General features: G+C 55.2%; 11 protein-coding genes and 2 tRNA genes. 9 read left to right on the top strand and 4 right to left on the bottom strand.

Going from position 1 to position 10,083, the window contains the following annotated elements; all coding sequences use genetic code 11:
* Positions 1–171 precede the first annotated feature (171 nt).
* The 3 genes from PSV43_RS25835 to PSV43_RS25845 all read left to right on the top strand — a co-directional run bounded on the left by PSV43_RS25835 (position 172) and on the right by PSV43_RS25845 (position 1,747).
* Positions 172–471: a DUF6804 family protein gene (locus tag PSV43_RS25835; RefSeq protein ID WP_300204652.1), complete on the top strand. Its 300-nt coding sequence runs from the start codon at positions 172–174 to the stop codon at positions 469–471.
* Between the two features lie 73 nt (positions 472–544).
* The gene (locus PSV43_RS25840) at positions 545–1,057 is read left to right on the top strand and encodes a hypothetical protein (RefSeq protein ID WP_300204655.1); all 513 of its coding nucleotides are present in this window, start codon (positions 545–547) and stop codon (positions 1,055–1,057) included.
* Between the two features lie 96 nt (positions 1,058–1,153).
* Positions 1,154–1,747, top strand: a complete 594-nt coding sequence (locus PSV43_RS25845; protein WP_300204657.1) for a hypothetical protein — start codon at positions 1,154–1,156, stop codon at positions 1,745–1,747.
* A gap of 194 nt (positions 1,748–1,941) precedes the next feature.
* On the opposite strand, the gene PSV43_RS25850 is transcribed toward PSV43_RS25845, so the two are convergent.
* Positions 1,942–2,014 (bottom strand) — tRNA-Arg (locus PSV43_RS25850).
* A 54-nt stretch (positions 2,015–2,068) separates the two neighbouring features.
* On the bottom strand, positions 2,069–2,812 hold the full coding sequence (locus PSV43_RS25855) for an HAD-IB family phosphatase (RefSeq protein ID WP_300204660.1): 744 nt from the start codon (positions 2,810–2,812) through the stop codon (positions 2,069–2,071).
* A 126-nt stretch (positions 2,813–2,938) separates the two neighbouring features.
* On the opposite strand from PSV43_RS25855, the gene ndk reads away from it, so the two are divergent.
* Positions 2,939–3,364, top strand: a complete 426-nt coding sequence (gene ndk, locus PSV43_RS25860; protein WP_300204663.1) for a nucleoside-diphosphate kinase — start codon at positions 2,939–2,941, stop codon at positions 3,362–3,364.
* 45 nt (positions 3,365–3,409) lie between these two features.
* Positions 3,410–3,494 (top strand) — tRNA-Leu (locus PSV43_RS25865).
* A gap of 302 nt (positions 3,495–3,796) precedes the next feature.
* On the opposite strand, the gene PSV43_RS25870 is transcribed toward PSV43_RS25865, so the two are convergent.
* The gene (locus tag PSV43_RS25870; RefSeq protein WP_300204666.1) at positions 3,797–5,731 is read right to left on the bottom strand and encodes an alkaline phosphatase family protein; all 1,935 of its coding nucleotides are present in this window, start codon (positions 5,729–5,731) and stop codon (positions 3,797–3,799) included.
* A 218-nt stretch (positions 5,732–5,949) separates the two neighbouring features.
* Entirely contained in the window at positions 5,950–6,348 is a 399-nt protein-coding gene (locus PSV43_RS25875) for a transposase (RefSeq protein ID WP_300204669.1), read from the bottom strand.
* Between the two features lie 95 nt (positions 6,349–6,443).
* Here PSV43_RS25875 and PSV43_RS25880 point away from each other — a divergent pair, with 95 nt between their 5' ends.
* From PSV43_RS25880 to PSV43_RS25895, 4 genes are all read left to right on the top strand, one after another.
* The gene (locus PSV43_RS25880) at positions 6,444–7,391 is read left to right on the top strand and encodes an AraC family transcriptional regulator (protein ID WP_300204671.1); all 948 of its coding nucleotides are present in this window, start codon (positions 6,444–6,446) and stop codon (positions 7,389–7,391) included.
* Positions 7,392–7,576: 185 nt separating this feature from the next.
* Complete coding sequence (locus PSV43_RS25885) at positions 7,577–8,554, top strand: alpha/beta hydrolase (RefSeq protein WP_345784696.1); 978 nt, start codon at positions 7,577–7,579, stop codon at positions 8,552–8,554.
* A 100-nt stretch (positions 8,555–8,654) separates the two neighbouring features.
* A complete protein-coding gene (locus PSV43_RS25890; RefSeq protein ID WP_300204676.1) occupies positions 8,655–9,257 on the top strand; it encodes a DapH/DapD/GlmU-related protein in 603 nt (200 codons plus the stop codon).
* On the top strand, positions 9,254–9,742 hold the full coding sequence (locus PSV43_RS25895) for a cyclophilin-like fold protein (protein ID WP_300204680.1): 489 nt from the start codon (positions 9,254–9,256) through the stop codon (positions 9,740–9,742). The genes PSV43_RS25890 and PSV43_RS25895 overlap by 4 nt, the downstream gene beginning before the upstream one ends.
* Positions 9,743–10,083: the final 341 nt, after the last annotated feature.

The raw sequence follows: 10,083 nt of genomic DNA on the forward strand, positions 1-10,083 counted from the left end.
AATAAATGTGAAGCGCTCATCCTCTATCTATCGGGCGCTTTTTATGCGGTCAGTTGCCTTCTTGAAATTCATCTGGAGGATGGGAGACTGAAATCAAATGAAGACAATCGAACCGTATGGCAGTTGGTGAAATCCATATTATCAAGGCTGTTGGGCTTTAAATAATTATCAATGAACCGCGCCGCCTTCTACATCGTTGCCGCTCTCTGCGGCATCGCCATGGTGACAGGGATGCCCTACGGCTACTTCATGTTTCTGCGGCTGTGTGTGTGCGCGGTGTCGATCTATGGCGCGGTGCAGTTGAGCCAGCGCAAGGCGGAGCGGATGGCCTGGGGCTGTGTGGCGCTGGCGGTGCTGTTCAACCCGATCTTCAAGGTCCACCTGGGGCGCGAGCTATGGTGGATCATGGACGGCGTGGCGGGTGTTTTTCTCTGCGTAGTCGCATCGAACTCAAACCGCCAGTCTCCATGATTTGCCAAGGACGGATGCGGCAGAGAGTGTGCATTTGTGCATTGACCTGCCGGAATCGTGGGTAGGGTGCGGGATGAAATGGGTTATCTTTTTTGCTTCTCTCCTCACTTTGAATCTTCGTGGCGATGATGGCAACCTCATGTCCTTTACATGGCACTATGATGAGATGTGCCGCATGGCTACTGGTGATAAAAAAGCAGCTTACGAATTCTCCAAATTGAAAGAAGCTGAGCCTAAATATGCTGATTTTGTTGCATCATTCTGGATGGAGAAAGCCAGGAATTCATCCCCAGAAGCGTTCGCTAAAATTGTCGAGTCCGCCACAAGAAGAGACCATGAACAGGTAGAGGCCTTACGTCGTAACGACAAGGTGTTGGCAGATAAATTAAAAGATCACAGTTTGGCACTTTTTTATGTGATCTATTTTTATGATCATGCTGCACAAATCAAGGCTATGGTGCGCCTGCATTTGAGCAATCACATAAAAACCAAAGAGCTGTCGCATATTCAACAGTTGAAAGACATGAAGCTCCGATATGAAAAATGGGATCAAGAAATTTCGGACGGCAAATTTGGCTCTGACTAAATCATCCGCCAGTCGATCCCCGCCGCTTCCTTGGTGGTCATGTCTTGCTGTCGCAGATTGACGCGGTGATAGCGGGCGTGAAATGATGTATGAGCAATGATGCTCCCTCTCATCCTCTGCCGCGAACGCCTTGAACGCATCCAGCGCATTCTTGCGCGGAAGGGCGGCGAACTGCCCGTGCGGGATTTCGCCCGCACGTTCAGCGTGTGGGATTGGGAGATCGAGCAAGCCGCCGCGCTGGGATGGGTGGAGATCGAGACACGCAAACCACGAACGGGCCGCCCTTCCCGCGTCGTCAGAAGTGTTAGCAAACCTGAGGCCGCGAAACTCCCGCCTTTTCGTCGCGAGATCGAGAAGGAAATCAGTGGGAGGCATTGGAATTTCGCGTTTCATTCCGTCTATTCGGCCATTAGGGGCGGATGCAGCACCATCTTTTGCATCCAGCCCTACACGGATGCCTATCTGCGGGCCTTCCCAGCCGCTAGGAGCCGCCGCGCAGCCGCCGCCAGCATGAGCCGACTGTTACGCCGCCCCGATGTCAAAGCCGCCCGTGCGTGGTTCTATTCCAAAGTCAGGCAGGAAGTCCCGCAAGCCGAACGCATGCCCGACACCGCCAGCGGCATTTGGAGCCGACTCCGCGAATTTGGAATCTGGAGTGCAGGGCCGCGCATTACCGTTGTCAGGCAATGACCGGCTGAAAACCTGATGCTAACCTGATACTTGAACGGCCCGCCAGCGCCTCCAATCGAGGCCGAAAAGCTCAAGGAAACCTTGGGGACACCTTGTGCCACATGAAGGGGGTGAGCTTCATAAATGGCAGTGGAATGGCAGTGGTGATTTTTTCAACCTTGGAAAAATCGCCATAAATCACTGGCAATCAATAGCGCACCCGGCAGGGATCGAACCTGCGACCAGCCGATTAGAAATCGGCTGCTCTATCCACTGAGCTACGGGTGCCTCGCTAAACCAGGGCGATCATAAGTCCATCTGCGAGTTGAGCAAGGGCGTGCTTCACTCTGGATGCAAGCCGAACATTTGCAGGACGACGCGGAGCATGTCTCCGAGCTTGTTGTCGTAGGGGCGCTCGGGGTGGAGGATGGCCCAGCCGCGCTGACGGCCAATGGCGGCGAGGCTGCGGGAGGGGTGGACGAGGACGGCGTAGCCGGCGTATTCGAGGAGGGGGAGGTCGGCGGCACTGTCGGAATAGCTCCAGCTGTGGGAGCGTTCTTTGTCGCCGAGTTCGGTGAGGCCGGGAACGACTTCCTCCATTGCGGCGATCTTGGCTGCGTGCTTGTTGTTGCCAGTCACGAGCCTGGGCATGCCTGGAAATTTGGCGCCGACCTCAAACCGAGTGGCGATGCAGTGGTCAAACCCGAGGGCGTGGGCGATCTCATGCGCGTAGAAGTCGGGGCTGGCGGTGTTCAGCACTAGGACGCGGTGCTGGTGCTTGTGGCGGAGGATCTCGGCGCGCAGGGAAGGGTAGGCCCACTTCGGCACGCAGACTTCGGCGAATTCGCGGGCGTACCTGGCGAGGCGCTCTCGGGGCATGCCGCGCAGGTAGCTTAAGAAGGCGCGTTTGGCGGTGGCGGTGCTGACGAGGCGGCAGGCACGAGCTAGCGCGACTGGTACGAAGAGTCCGTGCAGCAGCACGCGCCAAGGTTCGCGGTGGAGCACGAAGTTGCAGAAGAGCGCTTGCGTGTCGAAGGGCAGCAGCGTGTGATCGAGATCAAAGAAAGCGTAGGTGCGTGCGGGCATGACACGGGGAGGAGTGGAGCGGTGCAGAGCGTAGCGCCGCGTTTCCATCTGGCAAAACATTCCCAGCCTTGACGGATGCAGCGGCGGACGGCACTGTTCGAACCCTTTTTTCCCCTTACTTCCCTCATGGCTCCAGAAACCACTCTCATCCTGCTCAAACCTGACTGCGTCGCACGCGGCATCAATGGCGAAGTCCTCAAGCGTCTCGAAGACGAAGGTTTCCGCATTCGTGGCTGCAAGATGATCCAGCTGACCGATGAGCTGCTCAAGGAGCATTACTCGCACATCGCGGACAAGCCTTTCTTCCCGGATGTGGCAAGCTTCATGAAGAGCAAGCCGGTCATCGCTGTGGCGATCTGCGGGGAGAACATCATCTCCCATGTGCGTGACCTTTTGGGCCCGACGGATTCCAAGGTCGCGCCTAAGGGCACCATCCGTGGTGACTTCGGCTCGGACAAGATGACGAACGTCGTCCACGCCTCTGATTCCCCTGAAGCCGCCGCCGTCGAACTGAAGCGCTTTTTCAAGGATGACGAGATTTTCAGCTATTGAGGCCCACTGTTTTGCCGCTACACTCGCGGCGCAGGCATTCCCCACGCCGCTGTGGTGAAATGGTAAACACAGCAGACTTAAAATCTGCTGGGAGGTAACTCCCTTGCCGGTTCGAGTCCGGCCAGCGGCACCCCTGCTTTACTGGGGGAAAGTGGTTTTCTCCTACCTACGACGAGAGAAGAGGCTGCGATGTGACGCCTTCGTTTTAGGCCAAGGGGGATTTTGACGGGGGTGCTGCACAGGCGCTCATCAGCAGCACGGCAAAGATCGCGGTATCCACTTTCTCCAGCGCGAGCGCACCGACGAAGCAGTTGCAGCGCCGCAAGTGAAGCCAGTGAGAGGGGGATGAGCGGATAAAAATAGCCGCCGCACTTCACCGTCCCATTCAGAAAGAACAGGTTCACGTTCAACATGGCGATTCGACAGACGCTTTTACGGCAGTGAGGCGGATGATCCCCCGCCACTGATCCGACTCTGCAGGGTCCTGTAAAAGGTATTCTTCAGCAGGCCATTGTTGAAGTGCTGCCGGTAGGCCATGAGTCTTCTCGTCAGAACCTCGCTTTTTGGAGTTGGTGCCAGATCATGATGGAAGGTGGTGTCTTTCCCTTCATAGGAACTGTAGATAAACCGGTCCTGTGAATCCCGCTGGATGACCCCTTGGTTGGACACGATCCAGTCCATCGAGTTGGAGGAAATCACGGCCTCACCCTCGTCGTCGCCGAAGACTGACCGGCCGAAGAGCGGACGTCGATCGATGCTGACCCCCAAAAAGTGAAGCACCGACGGGAATATGTCGGCGTGCTGGGTAACGCGATTTCGATCCACGCTCGGAAAGCTTCTTTCCGGGTGAAAGAACAACAAGGGCACCATGTAGCGACCAAGCGTTGTGTCATAATTGATCGATTTCGACTCCTGGGTATGGTCACCAGTGAAGATGAAGAGCGTGTTTCTATACCAGTCCGTATTCTCCGCCGCTTCGAAGAACTTCCTGAGCGAATAATCGACATACTGAATCGACCGATGAATACTCATCTTCCCGGGAGGAAACCGGTCCGTGTATTGGTCGGGAACGCGGTAGGGTTGGTGGCTCGACAGCGTGAAAACCACCGAGAAAAAAGGAGCGGGTTGTTCCTTCAATTTGCTGGCCATGAACAACAAGAAAGGTTCGTCGAAAATTCCCCATGACCCGTCGAAATCTCGTTTCGCATCGGGGTAGCTTTCGAGGGTGTAGTAGTCGTTCATCCCGGCGCTGCGCGAAATGGCGTCAAAATACATGGTGCCGGACTTGGCTCCGTGAAAGAAACTGGTGCGATATCCATTCGTGCCGAGGACGCGCCCCAATCCCTCCCAGCGATTCGTTTGAAAATTGGATTGCGAGATCGGCGTAGGCATCATGGACGGGACACCGAACAAAACGCTGGGCAGCCCCTCAATGGACCGACGTCCGTTGGCGAAGTTGTTTTTGAAGAGGAGACCCTTCGCCGCCAAGCTATCGAAGAAGGGCGTATGGCCCACCCCACCGTTGGCGGCCCCCACGAATTCGGTCGCGAAGCTTTCCAAAATAATGATGACCACATTTTGTTTATTCGGACCGGCCATGGGCGGGAGTTTCTTCTGCGTCAGGATGTCTTCCGCCACCTCATCGCTCGCAAAATCATGAACGGACTTCAAGCCGTTGTCGAGCTTGCTGCGAATCAACGTGAAACCGGAATTGAGCGACAGAATCCCGAGTTCCTGATCGCCGCTGCTGAACGCATACAGGGGTTTGAGCGGCTTAAGCTGCAATCCACCACGGGCGGCGGTGATCGTCAGCAAAACCAGCGCCGCCCTGAACAGGGCGGAGTTCAGCAACGACGGCTGCTGGTTCATCGGGAAGGCGGGTTTGCTGTAAAAGCGATTCAAGATAAAAATAACCAGCGCGAAAAACACAAGCAAATACCAGTAATGAAAAATCAACTGGGAGCTTTGAGCAAGGGCTTCAGATTTCAGCAGAAACACATCGACCGTGATCCGTGATCCAGTGAACTGATAGTATTGAAGATCTGCGATCATGACCCCCAGAATGATTGAGTTGCAGAAGAGGAAGGTTCCCTTGAGAAAGCGCTGAAACATTTTCCTGCCCACGACTGACGCTGGCAAAAGCGAAAGAAATATAAACGGGATGTTCGTAAAGGCGATGGTCGCCAGATCGAATCGGACACCCAACGAAAAGGCCGAGACCACGGTGCCGACGGAGTGCCCGGCATATTCGGAATGCTGGAAAGCGAAAAAAACAAGGCGAACCCCGGTATAGATCACCAACAGCAGGAGCAAGTTTGCCGGAATGGGATTTGAGAATATTGATCGCAGTTTCCGGAGAATTTTCATGCAAGGACCTGATTGCTGGGGGGTGGGGGTAGAGGTTTGGGCAGGCGGAGCGGACTGGAAGTGGGAAATTTGGAACGCCTGGTGACTAGGGTTGGATACACTTACAATCATGCGGTACCTATTTGTTTCTTGGGTGCCGTCTTCATCGCGCCGCTACAGCGAGACGAGGCGTGAGATGACGATGGTGAGGCAGAAGGCACCGAAGATGGCCTCCACGATCATGTGCTAGCGGGCGATGGCGGAAGCGGGTGTGATGTCGCCAAAACCGACGGTGAGAGCGGCTCGTTGTAGGCGAGGGCAGCCTCCAGTTTCGGGCGCTTGTCGGCCGGCGGGTTCTCCTTGCCGTAGAGCAGCAGGTAGCGCGTGCCTTTGTTGAACTTCTGCCCGTCGAGCTCCAGCGTGCGCTGCAAGCCGCGGCGGATTTCGTCGATCTTCTTGTTGGCGAGCTTGATGATGTGGAAGTGGTCAGACACCAGCGCGGCCTCGGGCAGGTGCTCGTTGATGGCGCTCCAATACGCACCGCTCATGTCACAGGCCACCGCCTCGATGTGTGCACGGTTGTGCCGCAGCCGCTCCCAAAAGCCCACGAGCGCCTCCTTGCCTCGCCCCGTGCCCACATGTGCGAAAGGAGGGGTGACTGGTATGTGTGGCGTTGCATGTTGGTTGTCGGTTGCTGGAAGGGACAGACCTCGCTATTTATAATGCGATGGAAATGCCGCCCCGCACCTCCGCTGAGGAGCACCGCAAATACTTCCCCGGCAATATGATTTATCTGGGAGAGGGGCCTGCGTGGCAGAACATCCTTGTGGAGATTCACCACAGGAATCCTGTTGAACAGACATTGCTCATCCCGGCGGTAGCGGAACCACAGTTGATTTGGCAGATTTCCGGTCATCTACTATGCTCGGACAGGGATTTGGGAGGGGAATGGAATACTCATGAGGTCGTGCCGGGAGACCTGTTCCTGACCACCTCGGCAGAGCCGTATGAATTGAAATGGAAAGCCATCACCAAAGACCCGAGCGTTGTAATGCATGTGACAATCGGCCTTCATTTTTTGGCTCGGGCCGCGAAGGAACTTGCTGGACCGAGTGCCAGGATTCCCCGGCTGAAAGAGTTCAGTGCCATCCGGGATGCCACCATCCTTTCATTTCTGGAGATGCTGCGCCGGGAGCTTTCTGAGCAAAAAACGGCCAGCTCGTCCTTTGTGCAAGGCATCGCCCAGAGTCTGGCGACGCACCTAATCCGCACTTATCGCGATGATGAAAACCCGCGCCCGCATCGTTCCAGCGCGCTTCCCGCGTTTCAACTGCACCGGGTTTTGAAGTTGATGGACGCCTCCCTCGATGAAGGGGTCAACGTTGGAAAGCTGGCGGCGGCGATCCAGATGAGCGAGGCGCACTTTTCCCGACTCTTCAAGGGGAACACGGGCTTCCCACCTTCGCAGTATTTCATCCGCCTGCGAGTGTCGAAGGCTCAGGAGCTTCTACGAGGGACAATGAAGCCCATCATTGAGGTCGGGATGGATATCGGCTACACCAGCCCGAGCCATTTCGCTCATGTTTTCCGCAAAGAAACAGGGCTGAGTCCTCACGAGTATCGTGAGAGAACAATGGGCAAGGAGCCCACGGACGATTTTAGCAGAATCGCGACAGGGTGAGCAGGATCACGCGAGCACCGTTATGCTGAGGGGGGTATGGTGATCCCATGATGAAATTCACTTTGAAAAAGCACCATGACACAAACAGCGCAATCGCCCATCGGGAAAAGCCTGTCGCACGAGGCTACGGCAATCTGAAAAAGACCCGCACTGTGATCGCCGTCCTGAGCCTGGGTTCGGCGACCATGGGCTCAGTCCTAGCGCAGTCCAATGACGAGTGGGACAAGACTTTCCCCAAAAGCGAAAAGGTCGATCATCGGAAGGTCTCTTTCAAGAATCGCTATGGCATCACTCTGGCCGCAGATCTATATCAACCGAAGGATCGTGACGACAAGCGTCTGGCGGGGATCGCCGTCGGCGGCCCGTTTGGCGCGGTGAAAGAGCAATCGTCGGGCCTGTATGCGCAAACGATGGCGCAGCGCGGATTCGTCACCTTGGCTTTCGATCCTTCCTACACCGGAGAAAGCGGTGGTGAGCCGCGCAATGTTGCCTCGCCGGATATCAACACCGAGGACTTCAGCGCGGCGGTGGATTTTCTCGGGCTGCAATCTTCCGTGGATCGTGAACGAATTGGCATCATCGGTATTTGCGGCTGGGGCGGCATGGCTCTGAACGCCACCGCCGTGGACAAGCGCATCAAAGCCGTCGTGACCAGCACCATGTATGACATGACCCGGTTGATGTCAAAAGGCTACAACGATAGCGTCACGAAGGAAGAACGCACGAAGACGCTGGAGCAATTGAGTCAGCAGCGTTGGAAGGATGCCGAAAACGAAACACCGGCCTACCAGCCGCCCTACAATAAGCTGAAGGGTGGCGAACCGCAATTCATGGTGGACTACGCCGACTACTACATGACGCCGCGAGGCTATCATAAGCGCGCGGTCAACTCTGGCAACGCTTGGACGCAGACCACGCCGCTGTCCTTCATGAACATGCCTCTCCTAACCTACATCAAGGAAATCTCGCCTCGCCCGATCCTCTTCATCCATGGGGAAAAAGCCCATTCGCGTTACTTCAGCGAAACCGCATACGCGGCTGCGGCGGAACCGAAGGAGCTGCTGATTATCCCAGAGGCCAGTCATGTCGATCTCTACGACAACGAGAAGAACCTGATTCCCTTCGACAAACTCAGCAGCTATTTCACCACTCATTTAAAATGATCGCCCGCCGAAATTTCATCAGCACAAGCGGGATTGCATTGGCATCCATGATGGAGCTCACACCGCTCCTTTCCGCTCAAAACAACCAAAGAGGGCATCTATGAAAATCACCCGTATCGGATCGCAAGCTAAGCGCATGAAACCCATGTCCGAAATTTTCGCACGGCTTCGGAACGGCGAGACAATTCATTTCGATGATCCCGAGTTTCACAAACTTCGAGATGCCTCGTTCGATACAAGGAAATTGCTCTTACAATTGAACCAGTCCGCCGATCCTGAGCAAATACGTGTTCTGTTGAGCCAGATCACGGGCACGGAAATCGACCCGAGCAGCGCGATCTTTCCGCCATTTCACATCAATTACGGGAAACATACAAAGATCGGGAAAAACGTCTTCATTAACTTCGACTGCGTCTTCCTGGGTTTCGGAGGAATCACCATCGACGACGGCGTTTTCATCGCCCCTAAAGTCAGCCTGCTCACGGAAGGACATCCCCTCTCTCCCGAAAAAAGACATTCACTTACCTTAGCGCCCATCCATATCCAACGAAACGCTTGGATCGGTGCCAATGCAACTATCATGCAGGGTGTGACCATCGGGGAAAACGCCGTTGTCGCAGCCGGTGCGGTGGTGACGAAAGACGTTCCCGGAAACACAGTCGTGGGCGGCATTCCCGCGAAATTCTTCAAAGCCATCTCATGAAAAAATCAGCAACCGCAATTCTCTCAGGTCTGCTCCTGCTCGTAGGAGTGCCTTCATCCTGCAAGGGTAATACGCCGTTGGCAGGCGAAAAAAACGCAGCAAGCGAGGAAACAAAAAGAGAAAATCCCACGATGGAAAACCGGATCAAGATCAGTATCGGCGCAAAGACTTTTGCAGCAACGCTCGCGGACAATCCCACGGTATCCGCCTTTAAGGCGATGCTTCCTCTGAGTCTGGAAATGAGTGATCTGAATCAAAACGAAAAAGTCTCCCATCTTTCATCGCGCTTGCCGTCGAACGATAAGAACCCGGGAACCATCCATGATGGTGACCTGATGCTCTGGAATTCGAAAAGCCTGGTGCTTTTCTACAAGACCTTCCCGACTTCTTACAGCTACACGAAATTGGGACGTATCGACAATCCCGAAGGACTTTCCGCTGCCGTGGGTGCAGGAGACGTGACGATCCAGTTTGTACTGGAATAAGCACAAGCAAACCATGGACTCTCTTATAAAGTCATTATCGAGCTAGAGGCTGCAAAGCCATTTTGAATTCATGTTCGGGATGCCATTTTAACTGGCCTTGTCGAGTCGTTTGAGCAGGCGGTGAGCAATAGAGCTGCGGCCGGCCAGCCGGGACACTCGAGTGGCGGTGAGTTCGTCAACCTGCCGGGTCTTTCTCTTGGCGGAACGCGGAGAGGGTGGGATTGCCTGCGGCTTTCCATTTGTCGCTTCGCATCATGTGATGCCTCGCCTTGCTCACTTCGTTCGCGCGGAGAGGGTGGGATTCGAACCCACGGTGGGGATAAACCCACGCCAGTTTTCAA

It is taken from the genome of Prosthecobacter sp., from assembly GCF_029946185.1.
In the GTDB taxonomy this organism is placed as follows: domain Bacteria; phylum Verrucomicrobiota; class Verrucomicrobiia; order Verrucomicrobiales; family Verrucomicrobiaceae; genus Prosthecobacter.

Bases quoted from the DNA above. Each gene is read 5' to 3' on its own strand.
- PSV43_RS25835 (WP_300204652.1), top strand. From the start codon at position 172: ATGAACCGCGCCGCCTTCTACATCGTTGCCGCTCTCTGCGGCATCGCC.
- PSV43_RS25840 (WP_300204655.1), top strand. From the start codon at position 545: ATGAAATGGGTTATCTTTTTTGCTTCTCTCCTCACTTTGAATCTTCGT.
- PSV43_RS25845 (WP_300204657.1), top strand. From the start codon at position 1,154: ATGATGCTCCCTCTCATCCTCTGCCGCGAACGCCTTGAACGCATCCAG.
- PSV43_RS25855 (WP_300204660.1), bottom strand. From the start codon at position 2,812: ATGCCCGCACGCACCTACGCTTTCTTTGATCTCGATCACACGCTGCTG.
- ndk (WP_300204663.1), top strand. From the start codon at position 2,939: ATGGCTCCAGAAACCACTCTCATCCTGCTCAAACCTGACTGCGTCGCA.
- PSV43_RS25870 (WP_300204666.1), bottom strand. From the start codon at position 5,731: ATGAAAATTCTCCGGAAACTGCGATCAATATTCTCAAATCCCATTCCG.
- PSV43_RS25880 (WP_300204671.1), top strand. From the start codon at position 6,444: ATGCCGCCCCGCACCTCCGCTGAGGAGCACCGCAAATACTTCCCCGGC.
- PSV43_RS25885 (WP_345784696.1), top strand. From the start codon at position 7,577: ATGGGCTCAGTCCTAGCGCAGTCCAATGACGAGTGGGACAAGACTTTC.
- PSV43_RS25890 (WP_300204676.1), top strand. From the start codon at position 8,655: ATGAAAATCACCCGTATCGGATCGCAAGCTAAGCGCATGAAACCCATG.
- PSV43_RS25895 (WP_300204680.1), top strand. From the start codon at position 9,254: ATGAAAAAATCAGCAACCGCAATTCTCTCAGGTCTGCTCCTGCTCGTA.